Source organism: Salinimonas lutimaris (assembly GCF_005222225.1).
GTDB lineage: Bacteria > Pseudomonadota > Gammaproteobacteria > Enterobacterales > Alteromonadaceae > Alteromonas > Alteromonas lutimaris.
Genome location: NZ_CP036536.1, coordinates 1,385,523 through 1,410,332, shown reverse-complemented (window position 1 = coordinate 1,410,332; position 24,810 = coordinate 1,385,523). Strand labels below are relative to the sequence as shown.

The window sequence follows — 24,810 nt, the reverse complement described above, 5'->3', positions numbered from 1 at the left end:
CAAATCAGTTCCCAGCTAAATAGTTTCTCCTCTGCGCGTGGCAATACAGCGCAGGAGAAAGACCGTCAGTGGGTATGGTTTACCATCAGACATTTACGTGCAGATGACAACGGTTTTTTCAAAAAGACAGCAAAAAAACACGCTATTTGATTATAAGTTGGGCAGTTTATAGACTTTTGACAAAGAAAAGTGAGGAGATAAAAATAGCAAAGGCCCGCAAAACGGGCCTTTGTGAGCAGACAAAATTATTTACTCTGACGCTGCTTTTTTGTTATCTGCATTACCATAAATTAAGATCGGCTTGGACTCACCGCGAATGACAGTTTCGTCAATCACCACTTTCTTAACATCATCGGCAGATGGCAGATCGTACATGGTATCCAGCAGAATCGCTTCTACAATTGAACGCAATCCCCGGGCGCCGGTTTTGCGTTGCATGGCCTTTTTAGCGATAGCATTGAGCGCATCATCGCGAAATTCCAGTTCAACATCTTCTAGCTGGAATAAGGCACTATATTGCTTTGTAATAGCATTTTTCGGCTCGCGCAGAATCTGAATCAATGCTTCTTCATTCAGTTCTTCTAAGCTGGTCACTACCGGTAGACGCCCGATAAATTCAGGAATCAGACCGTACTTAACCAAATCTTCCGGCTCAACCTGTTTAAACAGCTCGCTGGAGTTAAACTGGCTTTCCTTGGTTTTCACTTTTGCGCCAAAACCCATGCCACTGCCTACCTGAGCGCGTTGTTCAATCACTTTGTCCAGGCCGGCAAATGCACCACCACAGATAAACAGAATCTTGGAAGTATCAACCTGCAGGAATTCCTGCTGTGGATGCTTTCTGCCACCTTGCGGAGGAACTGAAGCTACTGTGCCTTCAACCAGTTTCAGCAGTGCCTGCTGAACACCCTCGCCGGATACGTCGCGGGTAATGGACGGGTTGTCAGACTTACGTGAGATCTTGTCAATCTCATCGATATACACGATACCACGCTGTGCTTTTTCAACATCGTAGTCGCATTTTTGCAGTAGTTTCTGGATAATGTTTTCCACATCCTCACCCACATAACCGGCTTCGGTCAGTGTGGTGGCATCGGCCATAGTGAAAGGCACATCCAGTAACCTGGCAAGCGTTTCTGCCAGTAGTGTTTTACCACTACCGGTAGGACCGATAAGCAGAATGTTACTTTTGCCCAGCTCAACCCCTTCATGAACATCACCATGACGCAAGCGCTTGTAGTGATTATACACTGCAACCGACAACACCTTTTTAGCGTGTTCCTGGCCAATTACGTAATCATCCAGATGAGAATGAATTTCGTGTGGTTTGGGAAGCGCATCCTGCTTTTGCTTGGGTGCGATTTCCTTAATCTCTTCGCGAATGATGTCGTTGCATAGCTCAACACATTCGTCACAGATAAAAACGGACGGCCCTGCAATTAACTTCCTGACTTCATGCTGGCTCTTGCCGCAAAAAGAGCAGTACAATAATTTATTGTCACCGTCTGAGTTCTGTTTATCACTCATTACGTTATGCCTCTGCCTTATCCGGACACAAAAATTAGACTAACAATTGTCCGGTCTTCTATTACTATACTACTTAGAAGCAGCCACGTCAGATCGGTTTGCCATCACCTGATCGATTAATCCGTACTCTTTGGCTTCTGTTGCACTAAGGAAATTATCCCGGTCGGTATCGCGTGCCACAGTTTCATAATCCTGACCTGTATGCTGTGCCATCAGTCGGTTCAGCTTCTCTTTAATAGACAGAATTTCTTTTGCATGAATTTCAAAATCTGATGCCTGACCCTGGAAACCGCCCAGTGGCTGGTGAATCATTACGCGTGAGTTAGGCAGACAATAACGTTTACCTTTTGCCCCCGCTGATAATAAAAATGCGCCCATGCTTGCCGCCTGTCCCACACATACCGTGCTGACATCTGGCTTAATGAAATTCATGGTGTCATAAATCGCCATACCTGCTGTTACTGAGCCACCCGGCGAATTGATATACAGGTAGATATCTTTCTCTGGGTTTTCAGCTTCCAGAAATAGCATCTGGGCCACAATCAGGTTTGCCATATGATCTTCGACCTGACCAACCAGAAAAATAACATTTTCTTTTAGCAGGCGAGAGTAAATATCGTAGGAACGTTCACCCTTGGAAGTCGACTCGACAACCATAGGCACCAGTGCATTTTGTGGTTCTAATGGATTGATCATTATCTACCTTGATTTGTTAGCGTTAAAAACAAAAATGCTCGGAAAGTTCCGAGCATTTAAGCAGTTGCTGACAGGTTAAGTCAAACCGGCAGAGTTACATTATGCCTGTTTGTTCATAACCTCATCAAAAGCTTTGGTCACGTCCTGAGTTTTGGCTTTAGCCAGTACCCATTCAATGGCCTGCTCTTCTAATGCAACATTTTTCATTTGCTGCATCAGTTCGTCATTATTTTTATAATAGTCGATAACTTCCTGAGGATCTTCATACGCTGAGGCTGAAGTCTCAATCAGTGACGCTACTTTTTCATCGTCAGCTTCAAGTTCGTTCTGCTTGATGATTTCACCTAACAGCAGACCGATAGAAACGCGACGTTTGGCGTTGTCGGTGAACAGTTCAGCTGGCAGCTCTGGCATGTTTGCGCCACCGCCCTGTTGGCTGAAACGTTGTTTCGCCTGTTCACGCAGTGCTTCAACTTCCTGGTCGATCAGCGCCTGAGGTATTTCAACCTCGTTTGCTTCCAGAAGTTTAGCAATAACATTTTCTTTTACCTGAGTTTTCAGGGTTTGGTCTAGTTCACGCTGCATATTTTTGCGCACTTCGTCTTTCAGTGCGTCAACGCCGCCTTCCTGAATACCAAACAGAGTAGCAAACTCGTCGTTCAGTTCAGGCAGTTCCTGACCTTCCACTTTTTTCACAGTGACGTCAAAAACAGCGTCTTTACCTTTCAGCGCTTCAGCGTGGTACTCTTCCGGGAAAGTCACTTCAACTTTCACTTCGTCGCCCGCTTTGGCACCTACAATTGGCTCTTCAAAGCCAGGAATCATGCGGCCTTTGCCCAGCTCAAGAGCGAAATCTTCTGCTTTACCGCCGTCGAATTCTTCACCGTCGATTTTGCCGACAAAATCCATAACAACACGGTCGCCGTCTTCAGCTGCACGCTCAACTTCGGCCCACGAAGCATGTTGCTGTTGCAACGTCTGCATCATGTTATCGAGGTCTTCGTCGCTAATTTCAACCACTGGCTTTTCAATTTCCAGATCTTCTACGCCTTTTACCTCTACTTCAGGGTAAACTTCAAATGACGCAACATACTCAAGATCTTCGCCTTGCTGATCTTTAGTCAGTTCAAATTTAGGCATGCCAGCAGGCGTAATTTTTTCCTGAATAACTGCCTGATAGAAGTTTTGCTGCATTACATCACCAGCAACTTCCTGACGAACCGCCTCACCAAAACGCTTCTGGATAACGCTAACCGGAACCTTGCCCGGGCGGAAACCATTAATACGCTGTGTTTTAGCTAATTGCTGTAGACGTGCTTTAACGGCAGAGTCGATTGAATCTGCTGGCACGGTAATAGTAAGACGGCGTTCTAAACCCTGGGTCGTCTCGACTGAAACTTGCATTATATTACCTCAACTATACGTCCGTTTGACGTTTGGTTTCTTGCCTCATCCCCTTGCTGCCAAATGGCGGTGTCTTACTGGTTCAGAGGTGGTTGTACTAACGTTGGTATAACCGCTGTTGACATAACCGCGAGTTAAACACGTTGGTTTAAAAAAAGACGCGGTAGTATACAGCCCCATAAATTGAGAGTCGAGAGGCAAAGGCCAACAAAACCGTTTAAATACGCACGGATCAAGGCAAATAGATGAGATTTTGATTAATAAAGGAAATATAGGCAAAACAGAGGGGATAAAAACTGGTCGGTGAGACAGGATTTGAACCTGCGACCCCTTGGACCCAAACCAAGTGCGCTACCAAACTGCGCCACTCACCGGCAATTATGTGAAATCAGGATGATTTCGATATGGTGCGGAAGGAGAGACTTGAACTCTCACGCCGTGAAGCACTGGAACCTAAATCCAGCGTGTCTACCAATTCCACCACTTCCGCGAAAAAGTGGGGTGGACGATGGGACTTGAACCCACGACAACCGGAATCACAATCCGGGGCTCTACCAACTGAGCTACGCCCACCATAGATGGTGTTAACTAACGACGCGTTGCGGCTACTTTACCATTTAACCAGGGCATATGCCACTGATAAAATGCTACTTTTGCCTTTCTACCTGACCCGCATAAAAATGGCGCGCCCGGCAGGATTCGAACCTGCGACCCACGGCTTAGAAGGCCGTTGCTCTATCCAGCTGAGCTACGGGCGCCCGGCGAATCATCGCTAGCTAAAGTGGTCGGTGAGACAGGATTTGAACCTGCGACCCCTTGGACCCAAACCAAGTGCGCTACCAAACTGCGCCACTCACCGACAATGCAACGTTAGGAATGTTCCTCTCCGTTACGGGATGCGCATCTTACTGACTTCCCCTACCTGCGTCAAACACTTTTTTGAAAAAATGTTTTAACCGTTTACAAAACATGCAAACCGGCAGGAAAAGTAGAAAAAACAAACCTTTAATCATATCTTGCAAGCAAGTCATCAAAAGGTGGCTTCTTCTGCCAGCACCGGGGCGTTGTTGCCTTCCCCCCGAAGCGCAGGCGCATTATGCCCATGTGCCCTACCCGACGCAAGCACTAATTCAAATAAATCTGATTGTTCGAACAGCTTTTGAACATTATGTACATATATTGCCTAATCTGTTGAAATATCGTGCTAATTTAAACTAAAAAAAGGGTTTTCAGGGCTTAGGCAAAGCATTCCCGGGCAATGGGCTTGTCCCTCCATATATAGGTGAAAAGAAAAAGCCCTTGCAGCAACGCTGCGTTTCGAATCAGATAAGCCGTCATGTAGAAGGCGGCATAGTGTAAAGCACCATCATTCACTGGTAGCGACTGTGCGTTTTGTGAAACAATAGCGCGCGATGTTTTTTGTCTCCTATATATAGTAAAGAGTTCCAATACCTATGACCGCGCATATCATTGATGGCAAGTTGATTGCCAAGCAAGTACGTCAGCATGTGGCTTCTTATGTAGAATCACTTCAGGCTGCCGGCAAACGACAACCTGGCCTGGCTGTTGTATTAGTGGGGAGCGATGCTGCTTCTCAGGTTTATGTAGCTAATAAAAGAAAAGCCTGTGAAGAGGTTGGTTTTATTTCCCGCTCTTATGACCTGCCTTCAACGACTGATCAGGAAACCTTACTGTCGTTGGTGGATGAATTAAATAATGACAAGGAAATTGACGGCATTCTGGTGCAGTTACCCTTACCGGCCGGTCTGAACGCCGAGGAAGTACTTGAGCGCATTCAGCCGCATAAAGATGTAGATGGTTTTCATCCTTACAACATCGGCCGGCTTGCCCAGCGAGTACCCGCACTGCGCCCGTGCACGCCAAAAGGCATCATGACCATGATTGAGGCAACTAAGCGTCCTGTAAAAGGACTGGATGCAGTTATTGTTGGTGCCTCTAATATTGTCGGCCGTCCGATGTCGCTGGAGCTGCTGCTGGCCGGTTGCACAGTAACCACCTGCCACAAGTTCACCAAAGACCTGCGTGCTCATGTGAGTCGTGCCGACCTGCTGGTTGTGGCAGTAGGTAAACCTAACTTTATCCCCGGTGACTGGATCAAGCCTGGCGCCATTGTGATTGATGTGGGTATTAACCGGGTTGCTGATGGTTCACTGATTGGTGATGTGGAATTTGACAAAGCCAAAGAACGGGCCGGCTGGATCACGCCGGTGCCTGGTGGTGTTGGCCCCATGACAGTCGCCAGTCTGATAGAAAATACGCTGGAAGCGTATGTGAAGTACCATTCCTGATATGACAAACGCAACCGATAGCGCCATCGTCAGCGCCATGCAAGCCTGGCTGGACAACATCGTCATCGGGCATAATTTCTGCCCGTTTGCCAAATTTGTACGTCAGCCGGATACCATTCACTACACCGTGGCGCGCAGTAAAGATGTGCAGGATATCATGCTGGCCCTGCATGCAGAATGTAAACGGCTGGACGAACAGCCTGATATTTCTACTACGTTATTGATGGTGCCGGCTTTCAACCGGTTTACCGGGTATCTGGACATGCTGGATCTGGCCCATGCGATGTTAAGCCAGTGGCAATATGAAGGTGTGTATCAGCTGGCCAGCTTTCATCCTGACTACCAGTTTGAAGGTGAGCCGGGCAATGCGCCTTCGCATTATACCAACCGCTCCCCCTACCCGACCCTGCATTTGATTCGCGAAGATGATATTACCCGGGCATTGGAAGACTATCCCGACCCGGAAGCCATATTTGAACGCAATATGGCGGTCACTGAAGAGCTGGGCAGCGATTACTTTGATAAGCAACTGAACCAGTGTATACACGCTCAGCAAAAAGATAAGCCGGAATAAATTCCGGCTTTTTTATGCGATAAAGTAGCTTATCTGGCCAGTAAACTGCCCAGATTCGTCAGGTACGCTTTGCCCTGATAAGCCGATACGGTAAATATCCAGTCACTGACCCATGACGGACTGTCAGGTGTGTCGATCCAGATAAGGTACTGACTGGGCTCCGCCGCCGGTTTAATCTGCGCCATCACCTGGGTATTGTCTGCCAGTGTGAAAACCACTCGCCCGGCCATAGGCTGAGCCTCCCAGCGCGCCTGCTGATAAGGCCGGACGCTTAAAAAGCGAAAGTCCAGCATATCGGTAATGGTCTGACTGATGATTTCCGGATAGGCCAGCTCTTCATCACGAATCGGGGCCAGTGCTGTCCCGTCTGTCACGATGTGCCATTGTTGTTCGTTACGGGGCTTTCTGGCCAGCAGTAGCGCGGTAGTCGCTGGTTGCGAAAACTCGATCTGTTCCAGGGTATCTTCACGAAACGGGATAACGGCCGATGCCAGCCAGTCGGTGGCCGATGCGGGTAACCGAAGGCGCTGGTCAATCAGCAGACTCGCCGGGTCCCCATCCCGCCGCACAAACATACCGCCCTGTTGACGGGCATTGTTGCCCAGTAGCACCTGCCAGGTGTCTTTGCCGTCGCTGAGCGTGACTCTGACCGACCGGGCGTTACTGCTGCTGATATCCTCTACTCCCAGTCGAGCGTAGTTTTCCGGCTTACTGGTTTTTTTCTCCACGATCCGGGCCCGGGATAAGCCGGTGATCAGTGACGCTACCACCCGGGTATTGACCGGAAAACCGGCATCCGGATTCAAATGGTTCGCCAGCCAGCGACCGCTGCTGCGATCAGCCTGAAATAACACGCCATCGTGGCTTTCAATTTTCACCGATGAGACTTTCTGGCTGTCCCGGGCCAGGCGTTCAAATAATGGGCCCGGACCGCTTTGCACCTGCTGCTGTTTGGGTTCAGAGCTCAGCAGCCAGGCTGCACCACCTGATACAGCCACCAGCACAGACAGAACAAGTATGCGAATGTTCATTTACTTCCTTTTGGTATACGCCTTTCCGGGGCGCAGTTTCAGCGCCAGTGAAATGAGGAACAATACTACCACTAAAACCAGTGGAGCTACTGCAATGTTCAAAAATTTCAGCCAGTTACCTAAAGTGTCTATTTCGGCGTCCAGCTCGTACTGCACTTCTCTTAATTGTTTTCTGATAGACACCCGCTTTTCAGTGTAGCTGTCCACCGTGTCGCGCTGGGCATCAGTCAGTACCAGTGCGCCATTTTGACCGCGCTGGCTCTGCAGTTTCGCCAGCTCTTCTTCGGTGGCGGCCAGCTGATCCCTGAGTTGTTGTTCATGCTCACGCAGCCGTTTTTGGGCAGCCCGCTTTAACGTTTCTACCCGGGTAAACGGACGGGTGGTTTTACCCCGGCTACGGATACTGATAAGTGCTTTGCTGCCGGCCATTTTCTCTACCGCGTTAGAGACAAAATCACCATTGTTAGCAAACGGGGAATTCACGGTCTGCCCGAAGAACTGACTTTGCTGCACCCAGAAACGGTCTGTCAGCATATCTGCATCCGCGACCACCATCACATTGAGATCTTCTGTGGTAGCCATAAAATGACGACCGTCTTTCATCGGCGGCGCTTCACCAAATGCTGACACCGTGCTGCCGGTGAAATAGCCGGCAATGGTGTACTGCTTACCATTTTTGCCCAGTAATAACTGTAACGCCGCCGGATCCTGAGTCGGCAGGTAAGAGCGGATATCCACCAGAAAAGCATCGTCTGAAGAATGCAGCAATGTTTGCATATCCAGCGTAGATGAAGGCAATAACGACACCGCACCGGCAGATGACAGATTAATCGACTCCAGGTTGGCGGTGATCACATCCTCACGGTTCATTTGCTCGCTGCCCAACCCGATAATACCAGGATGTTTGACCACATTACCGGCATTGCTGCGCACATCCAGCCCCAGCTTACCATCCAGCAACACCTGTTTAGGCGATACATCGATGCCCCAGCTGTACAACAGACCGGTGCCGGAGCTGTTGGCGCCACGGTTTCCCATCAGGGCTGTCATATCCGACTCAAAGTGCGGATCAGCAAACACAATAACCCGCCCGCCCTGCATGGCAAACTGATCAATATCGTACTTTAACGACTCGCTGAGCGACTGGGCATGGGCCAGCATAATAACGTCGGTGTCTTTGGGCAGTGAGCTCATATCTGACTCAATGACATCAATGTCGAATATTTGCTCCAGCTGTTCAAAAAACACCATGGAAGACTGGTACTGACCGGTTACCGGACTTTGCCCGCCGTCCACTGCCATGTCGGTGACCATGGCCAGCTTAGGCTTGGTGGCATGGCTTAACTGGTACAGCAGCTTACTCAGGTCATATTCTAAAAACTGTTCTTTATTCACATCAAAAAACGGAATCACCAGCTGATCATCCAGCATATTTGTGGCGGCCAGACCAAAATACACCTGCTCTTTGCCATCGCCGGGTTTCGCCGCGGTTAAGCCGAACCGGGTGGCGTCGTCCTCAGCTTCGGAAAACGGCTTGGGATCAATAACCTCCAGCTTAATTTTACCAAACGACGCCTTTTCGTACTCGCGCAACAGGGCTTTGACCCGCTCAGCATAATTGCGCATACCCGTCATCCCCTTGGATGTGGTATCAGAAAAGAAAAAGTATAATTTGACCGGCTCATCAATGTTTTCGATGACCGACTCAGTGCCCGGCGACAGGGTATAAAGTTGTCCTTCGGTTAAATCCAGGCGGGCTGAATCAAACAAGTGGTTGTTGACAATCACCAGGCCCACAAACAGTAGCGCGATGAGTATCAGGGTGGAAGCTGCAGTAAAACGTTTCATCAACTCAGGCCGCCTTATTCTGTTCAACAATAATCTGACTGGCATACAACCACAGCCCGGTTACCAGAATAAAATAAATCACATCATTAAGAGCCAGTACGCCCCGTGACATGGCTTCAAAATGAGTCAGAAAGCTAAACGATGCCACTGTGTCCAGCACGCTGTTATCGGCCCAGCCACTGAATGCACTCAAAATGATATCTGAGCCGGATAAGACAAACGCAAAACACACCACCACAGCCATGACAAACGCAATAACCTGATTACGGGTCAGTGCTGACATACACATGCTGATAGCCAGAAACGCACCAGCCATCAGCCAGCTGCCGATATAGGCAGCCAGTATCACGCCGTTATCCGGATGTCCCAGATAATTCACCGTCAGCCACAGCGGAAAGGTCAGCATTAATGCCAGCAGCAGCACCGCCCAGCCTGCAATGAATTTACCCACGACGGCTTCGGTTACCGTGACCGGCAGGGTCATCAGCAGCTCGATAGTGCCAGAACGGCGTTCTTCGGCCCAGGTGCGCATGGCGATAGCCGGCACCAGGAACAGGTAGAGCCAGGCATGAAAGTTAAAAAACGGCAGTAAGTCAGCCTGTCCGCGGGAAAACAAATCGCCGACAAAAAAAGTCAGAATACTGCTCATCATCAAAAAAATCGCAATAAACACATACGCCACCGGGGTGGCAAAAAAACTGGCAAATTCGCGGCGGGCAATAAATAGTGCGTTCATCATGAAGGGTTCCTCGCCGTAATTCGTACAAATACATCGTCAAGGCGGCCGGGGTCGACCGACATTCGCTCAATCGGCAAACGGTAGTGGTTAACATGTTCGGTTACAGGACCAAGAATATACTTGCCCGGTTCGGGAAACAGTGTCACCTCGCCGGTTTCTTTATCCACTTCCATATCCATGACCCCGTCGACTTCCAGCAAGCCACTGATATCAGCGGCATAGCTCAGCTTAACGGACACCGCCTGGCAATAACGGGACTGCATTTGCAGATCTTTGGGCGTGCCGTCAAACCGCAGCTGTCCGTCAGCAATAATAATGGTGCGGTTACACACGGCGCTGACTTCTTCAAGGATATGGGTAGACACAATAACAATCTTATCTTTCGCGACATTTTTTATCAGCTTTCTGACATGCTGTTTTTGCAGCGGGTCCAGACCGTCGGTCGGTTCATCAAGAATCAGTACCTGCGGATCGTGAATCAGTGCCTGAGCCAGGCCCACCCGTCGTTTAAAGCCTTTTGACAGTGTATCAATATCCTGCGCCAGCACATCCTGCAGTTCAACCTGCTCAATGACCTCACGCAGCCGCTGACGTTTGTTTTTACCACGCAGACCACGAATATCAGCAATAAAGTGCAAAAACTGAAAAGTTGTCATCTCACCATACGCCGGCGCCCCTTCAGGCAAATAGCCGATAATCTGCTGCAGACGCTTAGTATTGCGGGCAACCCGGCGGTTGTTAATCCGCACATGGCCCGAGGTGGGGGTTAAAAACCCGGTCAGCATTTTCATGGTGGTGGACTTACCGGCGCCATTCGGGCCCAGAAAACCGACAATATCACCGGGTTTTACCTCAAAGGACAAATCATCCACGGCACTGAACTTGCCGAATGATTTGGACAGATTTTTCACTGAAATCATGGTATTCCTGATGCGTTACCTGTGTTTTGCTGCGTGAGGCGCGAAAAAGTCATTGTTGTGATAAGCGCTCTATAGATAGCGATTTGCGCATAAAATTCAACAGCAGCGTAAAATTAACTGCTAAAGGATATCCGCTAATGCCGGTGGGGTTCAATGAATCTTGCAAGAAAAAAGCCTGTTTCACACAGGCATCAGGTATTAACGGGCACCTTGAGTGGGTATCTGCTTTCGCGCATGGCCTGACCGGCTCTGATGGTAACGCTCAAGTACTACCACTTTTATGGCACAATAGTGGCCAGGCGATAACAAAGGCAGTAGCCATACCATTATGAATACCCCATTTTCTTTTTCTGCGGTGGGCACCATCACCACCCCGTTTAAGCAAAAATTTGCCATTCCCCGTCAGCCCAACCTGGCCCGGGCCAAGGGGCAGATTCACCTGTACCCGGACTATGCCGACCCGCAGGTTTTTAAAGGCATTGATGGCTTCAGTCACCTTTGGCTGCTGTTTGTGTTTCATCAGACCATGGAACGGGGCTGGAAGCCCGCCATTAAAGCTCCGCGTCTGGGCGGGAATGCCACACTGGGCGTGTTTGCCAGCCGCAGCACCCACCGGCCAAACCCGATGGGCATGTCAGTGGTGGAAAACCACGGTGTTAAGATCATCAACGGTCAGCCGGTACTCAACGTGTGCGGGGTTGACTTGCTGTGCGGTACGCCAATTATCGATATCAAGCCTTATATCCGCTATGCCGATAGTATCGAGGCGAGTGATAATCTTGACCATTACGCCCCAATTCCTCACCGGCCGGTCAGTTTCAGCGAACAGGCCCTACCCCAGCTGCATCAGCACAGTCAGCGCCACCCTGATTTAGCCGCGCTGATAACCGCAGTATTGCAGCAGGACCCACGACCCGCCTACCGGCACAAAAACCTTGATGACGAGAAGGTTTATCAGGTCCTGCTATACGATCTGGACATTGCCTGGCAGGTGCGTGAATCAGCAATCATAGTACAGGCTATTGAGCTGGTCTGAAGAGAGCGGACATTTTGCTTTTTACCCTTTATGGTTACTGCTAAACTACGCGCGTTTTAATTTTCCCTAAGGATGAAACGCAAACAATGCGCACCAGTCAATACCTACTTTCCACACAGAAAGAAACCCCTGCAGATGCAGAAATTATCAGCCATCAGTTAATGCTGCGGGCCGGCATGATTAGAAAGCTGGCTTCCGGTTTATATACCTGGCTGCCATCCGGGTTACGGGTACTGAATAAAATTGCCAACGTAGTGCGTGAAGAAATGGATAAGGCCGGTGCGATTGAAGTGCTGATGCCAGTGGTTCAGCCTGCTGATTTGTGGGAAGAGTCAGGTCGCTGGGAAGAATACGGCCCGGAGCTGCTGCGGGTAAAAGACCGCCATCAGCGTGACTTTGTACTGGGCCCGACACACGAAGAGGTGATCACGGCGCTGGTGCGTAACGAAGTCAGCAGCTACAAACAGTTGCCACTGAACCTGTACCAGATCCAAACCAAGTTCCGGGATGAGGTTCGTCCGCGGTTCGGGGTGATGCGTGGGCGCGAATTCACCATGAAAGATGCATACAGCTTCCACCTTGAAGATGAATGCCTGGCCGAAACGTATCAGAAAATGTATACCGCTTACTGCAATATCTTTGACCGTCTGGGTTTGGATTATCGTGCCGTTATCGCAGACTCCGGTTCCATCGGTGGCAGCGTGTCACATGAATTCCACGTACTGGCCGCCTCTGGCGAAGATGCCATTGCGTTTTCCAGCAGCTCTGACTACGCCGCCAACGTTGAAATGGCTCCAGCCGGCCAGCCGGCCCCGGCCACCCCGTCCGGTAATGCCAGCGAGACCCTGACCGTGGCCAAGGGTAAAACCTTTGAAGAAGGGCTGTCAGACAACAATATTCAGCCACTACAGGCGCTTAGGGTTGTGCTGGTGAAAGCTTACAGCGATGACGAAGAAAGCGACCGCTGGCTTGCGCTGGTTCACAGAGCCGACCATACTCTTAATGACATCAAGGCTGAGAAGCTGGATGAAGTGGCCTCGCCGCTGGTGATTGCCAGCGACGAAAAAGCTGCCGAAGTATTAGGTTGCAGTATTAAATTTGCCGACCCGACAGCGCTCAATGTTCCGGTGATTGCAGATTTTAGCGCCGCAGCCGCTGCGGACTTTGTGTGTGGAACGCAGGTACCGGGTCAGCTGAAGACCAATGCTAACTGGGCAGAGGCGCCACAGGCTGCGGATATCCGCAATGTGGTTGCCGGTGATGTGTCACCTGATGGGAATGGTACGCTGGACATTAAACGTGGTATTGAAGTGGGCCATATTTTCCAGCTGGGCGACAAATACTCCAAAGCAATGAACTGCGGGGTACTGAGTGAAACAGGTAAACACCAGACCTTAACCATGGGGTGCTATGGCATTGGTGTAAGCCGGATTGTGGCAGCAGCTATTGAACAGAACCACGATAAGTTCGGCATTATGTGGCCTGATCCTATCGCACCGTTCCGGATTGCCCTGATTCCGATGAACATGCATAAGTCGCAGCGCATCAAAGAGACTGCCGAAGCGCTGTACGAGAAGCTGAAAGCGCTTGGTGTTGATGTTCTGTTTGACGATCGCAAAGAGCGCCCGGGTGTTATGTTTAATGACATGGAATTAATTGGCATACCTCATAGCATTGTTATTGGCGAGCGAAATCTGGACAATCAACAGGTTGAATATAAAAACCGCCGCACAGGTGAAAAGCAACTGCTGGATATTGACGCTCTGCCGGACTTTATCACTGCGCTTTGATTCTGCTGAGGCACAACGCCTACAGCAGGAGGAATTATGCAGGTAACATTTTTCGGTGTGCGTGGCTCTATCCCCACACCGGGAAGCGATTTTGTACGCTATGGCGGGAACACCGCCTGCGTACATGTCGAACTCGCTGATAATACGGATATTGTTCTGGATGCCGGTACAGGTATCCGCCAGCTGGGTAAACAGCTGCTTCACAAAAACACCCCTATTCATCTGTTGTTGTCACACAATCACTGGGACCACATTCAGGGTTTTCCGTTTTTCTCCCCTATTTTTCAGGAAGATCGCAAAATTATCATCACGCCCGGGCAAACTACCCTGGCCGAAGATGATCAGATTTTGCGGCAGATGCGCGGCTCTGTATTTCCGGTTCCGCCCAGTGCACTGTTATCCGACATTGAGTTTTTCAGCCCCCGCGGTGATGAATGGCAGATTGCATCAGCACAAGTCACCCGCCTGCCACTGAATCATCCGGGTAAAGGCAGTGCCTATGCCATTGTGGCCGATGGTAAAAAAGTGGTGTACATGACCGACAACGAGCTGTATCCGCCGTATAAAAAAGAAACGGACTTTCTGGCTTTTGTGGAATTTGCCCAGGGCGCAGACTTAATTATTCATGATGCACAGTATATGATTTCCGATATGCCGGAAAAATCTGGCTGGGGTCATTCTGTTGCAGAGGAAGCGGTGAAACTGGCCATGGCCTGCAGGGCACAACGTCTGGCTCTGTACAGCCATGATCCGGAACGCACCGATGATGATATTGATAAGGTCCTTGCCCATTGCCACGACTATATTGCCTCGGTAGAAGCGCCCCTGGTACTTGAGGCAGCCGCCGAAGGACTGACCATACAATTATAATTGCAGGAGTCACACTTTGTTGAAACCTTTGTTATTCGCCGCCGGGCTGGGCCTGTGCAGCGCTCCGGTGTTTGCACAGCAATCCGCAGAGCAGGACAGTAGTACCACTGAACAGGCCAAAGATGCACCCAGCATGCTAAGCAATCGCTTTGAAGCAGACCGCGAAGCAATGGACAATCTGTTTGTGATAACCCAGCACCGGCCTAATTTTATTTTGCCAATTACCTATGTGACTAATCCCAATTCACTGGGCAATGAGGATTTATCGCCAGATAACGTAGATAACAAAGAAGCCAAGTTTCAGCTCAGCGTAAAGCTGCCTTTGTACACCCATCGTGACTCCGCCGATGGCCTGTATTTCGGGTTTACCCTCACCTCCTTCTGGCAGCTTTACAACAGCGAGGTTTCCAAGCCATTTCGTGAAACCAATTATGAGCCTGAAGTATTTTATATGCAGGAAGCCGATATCACAGTGCTCGGATACGACTTTAATGCTTTTCAGGTAGGCTTTAATCACATGTCCAATGGCCAGAGTGGCCTGCGCTCGCGCAGTTGGAACCGGTTATTCACCACCTTTTTGTTTTCTGATCAGGATGACATCTATTATCTGAAAGCCTGGTACCGGATCCCGGAAGATGAAAAAGCCGACCCATTAGAACCGACCGGTGATGATAACCCTAACATTCAGGATTATTACGGCCGGGTAGAACTGGGTTACGGGCGTCGACTGGGTAATTTTAAAATGCTGGCTAAACTACGCAATAATCTGAATTTTGGCACTAACCGGGGCAGCATCGAGCTGAACCTGACGTATCCGCTCTCCGACCGCTATGAATTACTGGTGCAGTATTTTAATGGTTACGGTGACTCGCTGATTGATTATGACCGCTCTCAGGAGCGTGTTGGTATTGGCTTTCAGCTGATTTTTCTCTGATTTTCAGGCAATCACACCTGCGGCGCGGTAAAGCTGCAGGTGCACGTCCACCAGCGCATCAATATCACGCTGATATCCGCCACCAATCACAGCTGCCACCGGCAAGCCCCGTTGCCGGCACGTTTCAAATACCATGCAATCCCGGGCCAGTACGCCGGCGGTGCTGATATGTAAGTGACCCAGATCATCATTTTTGTGCACATCCACCCCGGCATCATAGATCACCGCATCCGGTGAAAAGCAGCGAAATGCCAGCTGTAACGCCTCTTCCAGCGCTGTCAGATATGCCTCATCTTCACACCCTTTAGGCAGCTCGATATCCAGATCAGAATGCTGTTTACGAAACGGAAAGTTTTTCTCGCCATGAATGGACAGGGTAAATACGGATGAATCCCCGGCCGCCAGCAGGGCCGTCCCATCTCCCTGGTGCACATCGCAGTCAATAATCAGTACATGGTCAATGCCCGGCTGTTGCTGCATGGTTCTGGCGGCCAGGTATAAATCGTTAAACAGGCAGAATCCGGAGCCAAAATCGGCAAAGGCATGATGATAGCCACCGGTCAGGTTCAGCGCGATGCCGTGTTCAAGGGCTAATTCGGCGGTCAGACAAGTGCCCCCCACCGCGGTCAGGGTCCGCTGAATCAATTGCTCAGACCAGGGAAAACCAATCCGTCGCATGGCTTTTGCATCCAGAGTGCCGGCGGTCAGCTGGTCAACATAGTCATGATCATAATACGCTTTTAAGCTGGCCACACTGAGCGGTGCTGGCCGGGTAAAGGCATCCGCAGATATACCCCGCACCAGCAGGGCATCATGAATTCCCTGATACTTCTCAATCGGAAACCGATGGCGCACCGGTAAGTCCAGCTGACTATAAATAGGATGAAAAACCAGTGGTATTGATGCCGACAAATCTTCTCCCCGGGCAGGGTCAGTTTTAAGGCTCTTAAGCCTACCGTAATCTGCTAGCGGGTCAAGGCCGGCACCACCCGTTCAACATCACCGGCCATGACTATCGTTACCATTTCGACAGTAATCGCTATTTTCTTCAGGCCAGCTTATTTTTATGCTATTTCACTTGACCCCCGGAACAAGCTCAAAACCTTCAAGTACCAGTTTCCCCTTTGCTTTTCCTGACTCTATTATCTGGTGGGCTTTAATCAGGTTGTCGGCGTTAATAACGCCTAAATGCTCACCCAGCGTTGTAGTCAGAGTCTGATTGTCCACCAGTTCGGCGACCCGGTTTAATATCGTATGCTGCTCCTGTATATCTGGCGTATTAAACAGTGAACGGGTATACATAAACTCCCAGTGCAGGGAAATACTTTTGCGTTTCAGGGCACCAATACTGATGGATGCAGGATCATCAATAAGCCCGAATTTGCCCTGGGGTTTAAGGATACTCACACAGGCTTCAAAGTGCTGATCGGTATGGGTCAGACTGGCAACATAATCAACCGACTCAACGCCCTGCCTGGCCAGCTGTTCGTCCAGTGCATGACTGTGATCCACCACCACATCGGCCCCCAGTTCTTTCACCCATTGCCGGGTTTCAGGTCGTGAGGCGGTCGCGATGACATTAAGTGACGTCAGCTGTTTAGCCAGCTGGATCATGATTGATCCCACCCCGCCAGCAGCCCCGACAATCAAAATGGATTGCCCAGCGCCCTGCTCATCCGCTGGCACCTGAAGCCGGGAAAACAGTAGCTCCCAGGCGGTTAACGCAGTCAGCGGCAATGCGGCAGCCTGGGCGTCATTCAGACGTTGGGGAGCCTTGCCCACAATCCGCTCATCCACCAACTGATACTCTGCGTTACTACCGGCCCGGGAGATATCTCCGGCGTAAAACACCCGGTCGCCAACATTAAACAGTGAGCAGTCATGACCGGTCTGCTCCACGATGCCAACAGCATCCCAGCCCAGCACTTTAAACTCGTCAGGCTGGGGCGACACCGTCCGCCGGATTTTGGTATCAACCGGGTTCACGGAAATAGCCCTGACTGAGATCAGCAAGTCCCGGCCAGCCGGTACCGGTTTTGCCATATTCGTGGGCATAATGCTGCCCTCGTGAGGGGTTTCGCTGGCCTGTTTGTATCCAAAAGCAAGCATGGTATCTCCTTGATGCGCCGCTGATAAAAAATCAGCGTATCATGATAATGACCAACCAGGCAGGCGGTTATCGCAAAAAGCAGTGACTGATAAAAAATGCGCCTTTTGTTGAATCCTTACTCATCCTAAAGCCGTGCTAAACTTATCATTTATAATAACCTGAGCGACTTTCTTATCTCGCTTTTCCTCTGGTGCTGCGGTTTAATCGCCAAGGGAATTATCATTAATCACGGAATCAGATTTATGCGTAGCTTGTCATTCAGTCTACCCGCTCTTGTTGCCTCTGTGTGTAGCGGTGTTGTTTGTGCCCAGAGTACTCCGTCGGAATTTGCGGAACTCAGTTTTCAGGACCTGCTGGATGTAGATATTCAGGAGAGTTCCCGGGAACAAACGGGAAACTGGCGCATGGCGCTACAGTTTAAAGCCGTAGAATTTGATGGCTATATGCAGGGCGACAGTGATTTGTCTCTGGACGAGGTGTTATTTACGCCGGGTGAAGAAGCCCGTACACAGTCTAATTTTCCGGTACTACCCACAGTAATCGACCAGTTTGCCACCATCGCAAACCTTAGTTATCAGTATGACTGGGGACTGACCGTGGGTGTGCAGCTGCCGTTTATCCGTCAGTTAACCGATCACATCAGTGTGGTACCCGGTTATGACCATTTTTTGATCAGCTCCGATGGCATTGGGGATGTTGTAGTCAATGCCCGCTGGCTGGCCTACGCGACACCCGAATACCGAGTCTGGCTGGGTGGCGGACTTAGCCTGCCCACCGGTTCAATTGATGAAACCGGTGATACACCCAGAGCGCCCGGTGAGCAGCAGTTACCGTATACGATGCAAATTGGTTCTGGTACGTATGACTTCCCGCTTGAAGTCAGCTGGCAAACCCTGGGTGCTCACAGCTTTACTATTGCCTTATCGGCGATGATTCGCAGCGGTACCAATGATCGCCACTATCGGCTTGGCAACAATTACGAAGTAAGCAGCCGCTATCGGTTCCAGGTCAGCCCGGTTGTTGGCCTGCAGGCAGGCATGGATTACCGTCATACCGATGCTATTCACGGTCAGGATGATGAAATCACGGTACCGGGAAATTTTGCCTATCCTGCCAGTATCACTAATCCGGCTTTGTACGGCGGTGATAAAGTCAGTCTGATGGCCGGTTTGTCCACGCAGCTGGGTGGTGGCATGACCCTGTCTGTTGATTTCAGCAAGCCGGTATACCAGCATCTTAACGGCCCGCAGCCTAAAGAAGTATGGCGGGCCGGCATCCAGCTGGCAACGATGTTTTAAGGCACAGTATGAAAACATGTCTGGCATTGATGCTGGCTGGTTTGCTGTTTCACTTACCGGCGAAAGCTGAACTAAAGAAGGTCGATAAGCTAAAGGCAGCCTACATAGTTAACTTTACCCGGTTTATCAGCTGGCCTGATAACCAGACTATGCCACTGAGGCTGTGTATTCAGGATAATCCTGAGCTGAGTCATTTTATGACTCGTCTGATTGCCAGCAAAAACAAGAAAACAAATCCGCTGCAGGTCGTGTCCCTGTCTGTGGCCACCGCCTGCGATATTGCGTTTCTCAACAAGCCTGCTCCTGAGTACCGTGACATAATGACCTCAACCATGGTAATTTCAGATAACCGGTCGGTAAACATCCATCAGGCTGTGTTCACTTTTTTTGAACAGGACAACCGATTGCGATTTGAAGTGACACTGGCTAACGCCAGAGCGCTGGATTTGTCTGTCAGTTCAGAATTACTCAAGGTGGCTACCATACGATGAGTGTTCGCCGTACTTCTTTTTTTACCCGCCAGTTGCTGGCAACCTTGTGTGTAAACTTTTTGTCGCTGAGTCTGGTGGCATTATTGCTGTATTCCAGTTTTGTCTCTGATTATAAAGCCAGCCTGGTGAATGCGCTGAGCAGCCAGTCTACCCTGCTGGCATCGGCCAGTCGTACCTCCTTACTGTTTAACGATGCCAGTACAACCGAAAGTTTGTTACTGGCCGCCAGCGGACTTGAGCCAATCCGCTTTGCCCGGGTTTATGACAGCAGCGAAACATTATTTGCCAGTTATACCCGAGATGGGGTGACAGATAATATCAGTCCGACAGAACTGCAAAACGGCGCCACCTTTACCGACCACAGCCTGTACCTGCTTGAGCCCATTTATTTTGATGAAGAGACCATCGGCTACTTATTGCTAGCCGGCGATACCCGTCAGCTTGAGCAACAGAAACACAATGCGATGGTGGTAGCGCTGGGCGTGCTCGCTCTGAGTATGCTGATTTCCTATCTGCTCAACTGGCATCTGCAACGTATGCTCAGTCGTCCGCTTAATAGCCTGATTAACCTTATAAAAAAAGTAGCCCAACACCGGGACTACAGCCTGCGTTTGCCAGATGTGCGCCAGGATGAACTGGGAGAGTTATTTCGCGGTGTTAACGATATTCTCACCACCACAGAAAAGCATCAGGGGCAGCTTGAAAATCACAATACCGAGCTCGAAAGTCTGGTTGAACTGCGCACCGAGCAACTGTTTCAGCGCGCCAATTATGATGCTCTCACCCTCCTGCCTAACCGACACCTGTTTTTAGACCGGCTGGAGCAGGGCCTTAAACTGGCAGGCCGCAATAACCACGGTATTGCGGTCATGTTCCTGGATCTGGATCGCTTTAAGCTGATAAACGATAGCCTGGGCCACGATATTGGCGATGAAGTGCTGATCGACGTGGCCAGAAAGCTCAAAGATATTATCCGAGATGCCGACAGTATTTGCCGCTGGGGCGGCGATGAGTTTATTATCATGGTTGAACACACCACTCAGCGCCATGAACTGATTAAACTGGCAGAGCGCATTATCAGCAGCCTGTGCAAGCCAATGAACATCAATGAAAACCGCCTGCATATTTCCACCAGTATCGGTATTGCCAGTTTTCCTGAACAACAGGCTAATGCCATGGAATTACTCAAGTTTGCCGATACCAGTATGTATCATGCAAAAGCCGCCGGGCCCGGTCATTATCGCTTTTTTGACAGCAACATGATGACTGACTCAATCAACCGGTTATCAATGGAAAGTAAGCTTCGTCAGGCCATTCAGGATGATGCGTTTCATGTGGTGTACCAGCCACAGTTTGATACCCTCAGCCAGGAGTTGCGCGGCCTCGAGGCGCTGATACGCTGGGAAGATACTGACGGCATAGTGCCGCCATCGGTGTTTATTCCGGTGGCCGAAGAAGCGGGGTTTATTAACGAACTGAGCTGCTGGATGCTTAACCAGGTCAGCCGTCAGATTCAGCAGTGGATGGCAGAAGGGTTTAATCTGGTGCCGGTGGCTATAAACCTGCCCGCCTGCTTTATCTCCCAGCCAGACTGTGCCCAGAAAATTGTATGTATTTTACGCAAACATTATGTGCCACCTCACCTGCTGGAGATTGAGCTGACGGAAAATACCTTTATCAAGGCCACCGACCAGGTGCTACGCTCGTTAAAAGCCATTAAGAGCCTGGGAGTGGAAGTATCGCTGGACGATTTTGGAACCGGTTATTCCTGCCTCAGCTACATCAGCACCCTGCCCATCGATAAGCTGAAAATCGACGGCAGCTTTGTGTCGCAGCTGGGCCAGTCACAGTCTAATGACGGTATTGTCAAAGCGATCATCATGCTGGCGCGCAGTCAGGGGCTGGTGACGGTGGGCGAATGTGTTGAGACAAAGGACCAGTTAGAAAAGCTGGCCGGCATGGGCTGCGAACTGATACAGGGCTACTTCTTCAGTCCGCCTCAGCTGCCCGCCGATATCACCAGTTTTTTTACGCGCGAACCACACAGCCATCCACGCACTGTGCCTCGGTAAGCGGGCACAGTATGCCATGCTGGTATCAACGGTCAGCTGGCAGCAGCCAGCCTGGCATGCTGATAGCGACTATATACAAACAGGGCAAGGCCGGGGATATACAGAATCAGCGACAATAGCAGTGTATCCACGCCAGCGGCATAAACCAGCCACAGGCCGTACACGCTGGCGCCCAGGCCAATCGCCCGCAACTTACCGGATGCAGCACGCCGCCAGGTAAATTTAACCAGATATGCCCCCACCAAAAAGTAAGGAATGAGAATCATCGAGGTCGAGACCAGTACGAGGGTGTTATATCCCTCGCCGGTAAACATCACAATAACCAGACACAGCTGAACCGTCAGGCTGGTTAGTAACAGCGAGTTAGCTGGCGTACCATTGCGGTTGGTTCTGGCAAAAAAGGCCGGAAATGCGCCATACTGCGCTGCGGTATACGGTACTTCAGCCGAATACAGGATCCAGCTTAAATACGATGCCAGTACCGAGACAATCAGCCCGACGCTGATCAGTATTTTGCCAGGTGTACCGGTAAATAACGCCATCATCCCTGCCATAGACGGGTTCCCCAGTCCGGCAAGCTCAGCGCGGGGTAAGACACCCAGCGACAGCACCGAAATGAGCACATACAGTATCAGCGCTGCAATCACCCCCAGATAGGTGGCTCGCCCGATATCTTTTCGCTGCTTCGCCCGGGCCGAAAGGATTATTGCACCTTCCACTCCGGTAAATACCCACAGCGTAATCAGCATAGTGCTTTTTACCTGTTCCATAAAAGGCTGATTCAGGCTGGTGCCAGCCCGGTCGACCGTAAATGTTGCCGGTTCAAAGTAATAACAGATGACTGCGATAAAAATCACCAGCGGAATACTTTTTGCCAGTGTGGCTACCAGATTGACCAGCGCGGCTTCTTTTACCCCTTTTAAAATCAGAAAGTGCACCGTCCATAACACCAGCGACTCAGCAATCAAAGCATACAAGGTGGTACCCTGACCAAAAATGACCTGCTGCGGTGTATCAACAAACGCACCAAGTGCGGCAAAGGCGACAACCAGATACCCTACAACACCTATTGTGGCGCACAACCAGTACCCCCAGGCCGATAAAAAACCGGCCAGGTCGCCAAACCCTTCTCTGGCGTAGGCATAGATGCCACCGTCCAGTTCTGGCCGCAACCGTGACAGATGTAAAAAGCAACCGGCCAGTAACAAAATACCGATGCCGGTAATGATCCAGCCTGCAAGCATGGCATCCAGGCCTGCCACCTCAGCCATATTCTGCGGCAGACTAAATACGCCGGCGCCGACCATAGAGCTGAAAACCAATGCTGTAAGCGCAGTGAGCCCGATTCGTTGTCCCTGTGCCATGGATTATCCTTAAATGTTAAACTGACGGCTTAGTGCATGGATATGTTCAGGACCGATTCCGCAACACCCACCGATAACTGACGCGCCCGCCGTTTGCCATTTTTGCGCCCAGACCAGATATTCCTGCGGATTCAGATCTTCACGCAGTTCGTCCAATCCGTCATTTGCCGTGGCTTCTTTGGTCTGTGGTGGAAACGCATTGGCATAGGCGCCCAACTTAATGTCTTCGCGTTGTAACTGTTTTAAAGTGGAAGAGGCAACCTGTAAGGCGGTCTCTACTGTTTCAGGCTGACAGCAGTTAAACAGGATCGTGCTGACACCAGCGCCGGACATAGCCTCAACAGCGTCAGCAACAGACTCCCCTGAGCGCAGGCTGGGGGTGTCTACAGCCACCGAGTCTTCCAGCGTAAACGACACCCAAAAAGGAGTTTGCTGATGTCCCATTTCGTCCACTGCATTTTTCAGTGCCAGTGCTTCGCTAATCAGGCTCTGGGTTTCAGCCAGCCAGATGTCCACGTGCGGCGCCAGCCCTTCAATTAACGGAAGGGCCAGTGCTTTAACCTGATCTGCCTGATACAGATCCGGGCGGTAAGAGCCAAACAGTGGTGGTAGCGAGCCGGCGACCTGTACCGCCTTACCCGACGCAGCCTGACGAGCGGTCAGTCCGGCCAGTGCCGCCAGCGAGCGCCCTTCCGTTTCAAACTTTTGTTCACCAATGTGAAATGGCACCAGCGAATAACTGTTGGTGGTGATGACCTGCGCCCCGTTTTGGATAAAATCACGATGAATATCACCCACAATGTCAGGCGCTTCCATCATGGCCAGTGCCGACCATTCGGGTTGTCTGAAAGGCGCTCCACGGCGCTTAAGTTCGCGGCCCAGGCCGCCGTCAAGAATTACTGTATTGTTTTGTGTCATATCTTCAATTTAACCGTCCAGACATTTAGACGGCCAAAATAAAGAAGAACACCGGTTATTTCAATAACGATTTGTTATCTGTCATACAGGTGCGACCAGCGGCAAGCGCAAATGTGTTACTCGCTCAGTCGCCAGAAATCATCATAAACCAGATATTCCACCCCAGTACCTACAGTCAGGGTATTATTCGCTATCGCCCTGCCCAGTACATCAACCGGTATACCGCGATATTTTCTAAGCTCGCCACGTAGCAGTACATCGAGTTTGGGCCACACCCTTAATGTCAGACCCTGTAACAATCCATACCGGTTATTCGGAGTCAGAATCATCGATGGCTGAAAAATACTCAGCCGGGCAAAATCAAGCGCAATCAGTTCATCAATAAGCTCACCTTTGGTGCGCAGATAAAAATTGCGGGCATCTTTGCTTATCCCCACTGACGCCAGTAACTGAAAATGAGAGACGCCGTGCGCCTTGCAAACGCGGGCAAATGCCAGTACAGCCTCTTTATCGGTTTTAACAAATTCGGCTTTAGACATTGTCGATGGCTGGCCTACCCCCAGCGTGCAAATTGCCGTGCGATAACCGTGGATAAGCTCGGCATAGGTATGGCTGTTGTGAACATCAGCAATAACCTGTTTCACATGCGATACGCCATCAGCCACCGGCGTTTTTCGACGCCCCACTGACAGTACTGATGTTACCCTATTCATCTGCACCAGACGCTGCATAGCCGCACTTCCCACCGCCCCGGTTGCCCCCAGAAAAGCCACTGAATGGGTTGTCGTCATACCTTTTCCTTTTAAATTCGGCCAATAAAAAAGCCTTGCACAAGGCAAGGCTTCAGTCAGTGTAATCTACTATACAACGCAATAGGGC

The 24,810-nt window shown here is 50.3% G+C and carries 21 protein-coding genes and 5 tRNA genes; 9 read left to right on the top strand and 17 right to left on the bottom strand.

From position 1 onward, the window contains the following. Positions 1–249: 249 nt before the first annotated feature. From clpX to EZV72_RS05905, 8 genes are all read right to left on the bottom strand, one after another. Positions 250–1,527, bottom strand: a complete 1,278-nt coding sequence (clpX, locus tag EZV72_RS05940) for an ATP-dependent protease ATP-binding subunit ClpX (RefSeq protein ID WP_137166377.1) — start codon at positions 1,525–1,527, stop codon at positions 250–252. A 69-nt stretch (positions 1,528–1,596) separates the two neighbouring features. After that, positions 1,597–2,223, bottom strand: a complete 627-nt coding sequence (clpP, locus tag EZV72_RS05935) for an ATP-dependent Clp endopeptidase proteolytic subunit ClpP (protein WP_137166376.1) — start codon at positions 2,221–2,223, stop codon at positions 1,597–1,599. Between the two features lie 99 nt (positions 2,224–2,322). Next, positions 2,323–3,627, bottom strand: coding sequence for a trigger factor (tig, locus tag EZV72_RS05930; protein WP_137166375.1), 1,305 nt, complete (start codon positions 3,625–3,627; stop codon positions 2,323–2,325). Positions 3,628–3,924: 297 nt separating this feature from the next. Continuing rightward, positions 3,925–4,001 (bottom strand) — tRNA-Pro (locus tag EZV72_RS05925). A gap of 31 nt (positions 4,002–4,032) precedes the next feature. Then, positions 4,033–4,117 (bottom strand) — tRNA-Leu (locus EZV72_RS05920). A 7-nt stretch (positions 4,118–4,124) separates the two neighbouring features. After that, a tRNA-His gene (locus EZV72_RS05915) sits at positions 4,125–4,200 on the bottom strand. Between the two features lie 108 nt (positions 4,201–4,308). Further along, positions 4,309–4,385 (bottom strand) — tRNA-Arg (locus tag EZV72_RS05910). A 24-nt stretch (positions 4,386–4,409) separates the two neighbouring features. After that, a tRNA-Pro gene (locus tag EZV72_RS05905) sits at positions 4,410–4,486 on the bottom strand. A gap of 595 nt (positions 4,487–5,081) precedes the next feature. Between EZV72_RS05905 and folD the strand changes: the two genes are divergently transcribed. After that, positions 5,082–5,936, top strand: a complete 855-nt coding sequence (gene folD / locus EZV72_RS05900; protein ID WP_137166374.1) for a bifunctional methylenetetrahydrofolate dehydrogenase/methenyltetrahydrofolate cyclohydrolase FolD — start codon at positions 5,082–5,084, stop codon at positions 5,934–5,936. A 1-nt stretch (position 5,937) separates the two neighbouring features. Next, positions 5,938–6,510 carry a DUF1415 domain-containing protein gene (locus EZV72_RS05895; protein WP_137166373.1) on the top strand — a complete coding sequence of 191 codons (573 nt, stop codon included), beginning with the start codon at positions 5,938–5,940 and terminating at the stop codon, positions 6,508–6,510. Between the two features lie 29 nt (positions 6,511–6,539). Here EZV72_RS05895 and EZV72_RS05890 read toward each other — a convergent pair whose 3' ends face one another. From EZV72_RS05890 to EZV72_RS05875, 4 genes are read right to left on the bottom strand one after another with little or no spacing between them, the layout of a single operon-like run. Continuing rightward, the gene (locus tag EZV72_RS05890) at positions 6,540–7,541 is read right to left on the bottom strand and encodes a DUF4340 domain-containing protein (protein WP_137166372.1); all 1,002 of its coding nucleotides are present in this window, start codon (positions 7,539–7,541) and stop codon (positions 6,540–6,542) included. Then, complete coding sequence (locus tag EZV72_RS05885; protein ID WP_137166371.1) at positions 7,542–9,389, bottom strand: GldG family protein; 1,848 nt, start codon at positions 9,387–9,389, stop codon at positions 7,542–7,544. Between the two features lie 4 nt (positions 9,390–9,393). After that, a complete protein-coding gene (locus EZV72_RS05880) occupies positions 9,394–10,128 on the bottom strand; it encodes an ABC transporter permease subunit (RefSeq protein WP_137166370.1) in 735 nt (244 codons plus the stop codon). Next, positions 10,125–11,048, bottom strand: coding sequence for an ABC transporter ATP-binding protein (locus EZV72_RS05875; RefSeq protein WP_137166369.1), 924 nt, complete (start codon positions 11,046–11,048; stop codon positions 10,125–10,127). The genes EZV72_RS05880 and EZV72_RS05875 overlap by 4 nt, the downstream gene beginning before the upstream one ends. Positions 11,049–11,376: 328 nt before the next feature. On the opposite strand from EZV72_RS05875, the gene tsaA reads away from it, so the two are divergent. From tsaA to EZV72_RS05855, 4 genes are all read left to right on the top strand, one after another. After that, on the top strand, positions 11,377–12,084 hold the full coding sequence (gene tsaA / locus EZV72_RS05870) for a tRNA (N6-threonylcarbamoyladenosine(37)-N6)-methyltransferase TrmO (protein WP_137166368.1): 708 nt from the start codon (positions 11,377–11,379) through the stop codon (positions 12,082–12,084). A gap of 86 nt (positions 12,085–12,170) precedes the next feature. Beyond that, entirely contained in the window at positions 12,171–13,874 is a 1,704-nt protein-coding gene (locus EZV72_RS05865; protein WP_137166367.1) for a proline--tRNA ligase, read from the top strand. A 36-nt stretch (positions 13,875–13,910) separates the two neighbouring features. After that, positions 13,911–14,744, top strand: coding sequence for an MBL fold metallo-hydrolase (locus EZV72_RS05860; protein ID WP_137166366.1), 834 nt, complete (start codon positions 13,911–13,913; stop codon positions 14,742–14,744). A gap of 16 nt (positions 14,745–14,760) precedes the next feature. After that, positions 14,761–15,678, top strand: a complete 918-nt coding sequence (locus EZV72_RS05855) for a phospholipase A (protein ID WP_232364519.1) — start codon at positions 14,761–14,763, stop codon at positions 15,676–15,678. A gap of 3 nt (positions 15,679–15,681) precedes the next feature. On the opposite strand, the gene EZV72_RS05850 is transcribed toward EZV72_RS05855, so the two are convergent. Beyond that, positions 15,682–16,590 carry a histone deacetylase family protein gene (locus EZV72_RS05850; protein ID WP_137166365.1) on the bottom strand — a complete coding sequence of 303 codons (909 nt, stop codon included), beginning with the start codon at positions 16,588–16,590 and terminating at the stop codon, positions 15,682–15,684. Positions 16,591–16,752: 162 nt separating this feature from the next. Further along, complete coding sequence (locus EZV72_RS05845; RefSeq protein ID WP_137166364.1) at positions 16,753–17,787, bottom strand: zinc-binding alcohol dehydrogenase family protein; 1,035 nt, start codon at positions 17,785–17,787, stop codon at positions 16,753–16,755. A 243-nt stretch (positions 17,788–18,030) separates the two neighbouring features. On the opposite strand from EZV72_RS05845, the gene EZV72_RS05840 reads away from it, so the two are divergent. From EZV72_RS05840 to EZV72_RS05830, 3 genes are read left to right on the top strand one after another with little or no spacing between them, the layout of a single operon-like run. Beyond that, on the top strand, positions 18,031–19,086 hold the full coding sequence (locus EZV72_RS05840) for a transporter (RefSeq protein ID WP_232364518.1): 1,056 nt from the start codon (positions 18,031–18,033) through the stop codon (positions 19,084–19,086). Positions 19,087–19,094: 8 nt separating this feature from the next. Continuing rightward, complete coding sequence (locus EZV72_RS05835; RefSeq protein ID WP_175405056.1) at positions 19,095–19,577, top strand: YfiR family protein; 483 nt, start codon at positions 19,095–19,097, stop codon at positions 19,575–19,577. Next, positions 19,574–21,649, top strand: coding sequence for a putative bifunctional diguanylate cyclase/phosphodiesterase (locus EZV72_RS05830; protein WP_137166362.1), 2,076 nt, complete (start codon positions 19,574–19,576; stop codon positions 21,647–21,649). The genes EZV72_RS05835 and EZV72_RS05830 overlap by 4 nt, the downstream gene beginning before the upstream one ends. 32 nt (positions 21,650–21,681) lie before the next feature. Here the strand turns inward: EZV72_RS05830 and EZV72_RS05825 are convergent, their stop codons facing one another. The 3 genes from EZV72_RS05825 to EZV72_RS05815 form a co-directional block, all read right to left on the bottom strand. Next, on the bottom strand, positions 21,682–23,013 hold the full coding sequence (locus EZV72_RS05825) for a basic amino acid/polyamine antiporter (RefSeq protein WP_137166361.1): 1,332 nt from the start codon (positions 23,011–23,013) through the stop codon (positions 21,682–21,684). A gap of 9 nt (positions 23,014–23,022) precedes the next feature. Then, positions 23,023–23,931 carry a homocysteine S-methyltransferase family protein gene (locus EZV72_RS05820; protein ID WP_137166360.1) on the bottom strand — a complete coding sequence of 303 codons (909 nt, stop codon included), beginning with the start codon at positions 23,929–23,931 and terminating at the stop codon, positions 23,023–23,025. Positions 23,932–24,047: 116 nt separating this feature from the next. After that, positions 24,048–24,722, bottom strand: coding sequence for an NAD(P)H-binding protein (locus EZV72_RS05815; RefSeq protein ID WP_137166359.1), 675 nt, complete (start codon positions 24,720–24,722; stop codon positions 24,048–24,050). Between the last annotated feature and the right edge of the window lie 88 nt (positions 24,723–24,810).

Excerpts from the sequence above, each read along its gene's own strand:
- EZV72_RS05895 (WP_137166373.1), top strand. The coding sequence starts at position 5,938 with ATGACAAACGCAACCGATAGCGCCATCGTCAGCGCCATGCAAGCCTGG.
- EZV72_RS05825 (WP_137166361.1), bottom strand. The coding sequence starts at position 23,013 with ATGGCACAGGGACAACGAATCGGGCTCACTGCGCTTACAGCATTGGTT.
- EZV72_RS05840 (WP_232364518.1), top strand. The coding sequence starts at position 18,031 with ATGCGTAGCTTGTCATTCAGTCTACCCGCTCTTGTTGCCTCTGTGTGT.
- EZV72_RS05865 (WP_137166367.1), top strand. The coding sequence starts at position 12,171 with ATGCGCACCAGTCAATACCTACTTTCCACACAGAAAGAAACCCCTGCA.
- tig (WP_137166375.1), bottom strand. The coding sequence starts at position 3,627 with ATGCAAGTTTCAGTCGAGACGACCCAGGGTTTAGAACGCCGTCTTACT.
- EZV72_RS05820 (WP_137166360.1), bottom strand. The coding sequence starts at position 23,931 with ATGACACAAAACAATACAGTAATTCTTGACGGCGGCCTGGGCCGCGAA.
- EZV72_RS05815 (WP_137166359.1), bottom strand. The coding sequence starts at position 24,722 with ATGACGACAACCCATTCAGTGGCTTTTCTGGGGGCAACCGGGGCGGTG.
- EZV72_RS05835 (WP_175405056.1), top strand. The coding sequence starts at position 19,095 with ATGAAAACATGTCTGGCATTGATGCTGGCTGGTTTGCTGTTTCACTTA.
- EZV72_RS05880 (WP_137166370.1), bottom strand. The coding sequence starts at position 10,128 with ATGATGAACGCACTATTTATTGCCCGCCGCGAATTTGCCAGTTTTTTT.
- EZV72_RS05845 (WP_137166364.1), bottom strand. The coding sequence starts at position 17,787 with ATGCTTGCTTTTGGATACAAACAGGCCAGCGAAACCCCTCACGAGGGC.
- clpX (WP_137166377.1), bottom strand. The coding sequence starts at position 1,527 with ATGAGTGATAAACAGAACTCAGACGGTGACAATAAATTATTGTACTGC.
- EZV72_RS05885 (WP_137166371.1), bottom strand. The coding sequence starts at position 9,389 with ATGAAACGTTTTACTGCAGCTTCCACCCTGATACTCATCGCGCTACTG.
- tsaA (WP_137166368.1), top strand. The coding sequence starts at position 11,377 with ATGAATACCCCATTTTCTTTTTCTGCGGTGGGCACCATCACCACCCCG.
- EZV72_RS05860 (WP_137166366.1), top strand. The coding sequence starts at position 13,911 with ATGCAGGTAACATTTTTCGGTGTGCGTGGCTCTATCCCCACACCGGGA.
- EZV72_RS05890 (WP_137166372.1), bottom strand. The coding sequence starts at position 7,541 with ATGAACATTCGCATACTTGTTCTGTCTGTGCTGGTGGCTGTATCAGGT.
- folD (WP_137166374.1), top strand. The coding sequence starts at position 5,082 with ATGACCGCGCATATCATTGATGGCAAGTTGATTGCCAAGCAAGTACGT.
- clpP (WP_137166376.1), bottom strand. The coding sequence starts at position 2,223 with ATGATCAATCCATTAGAACCACAAAATGCACTGGTGCCTATGGTTGTC.
- EZV72_RS05875 (WP_137166369.1), bottom strand. The coding sequence starts at position 11,048 with ATGATTTCAGTGAAAAATCTGTCCAAATCATTCGGCAAGTTCAGTGCC.
- EZV72_RS05830 (WP_137166362.1), top strand. The coding sequence starts at position 19,574 with ATGAGTGTTCGCCGTACTTCTTTTTTTACCCGCCAGTTGCTGGCAACC.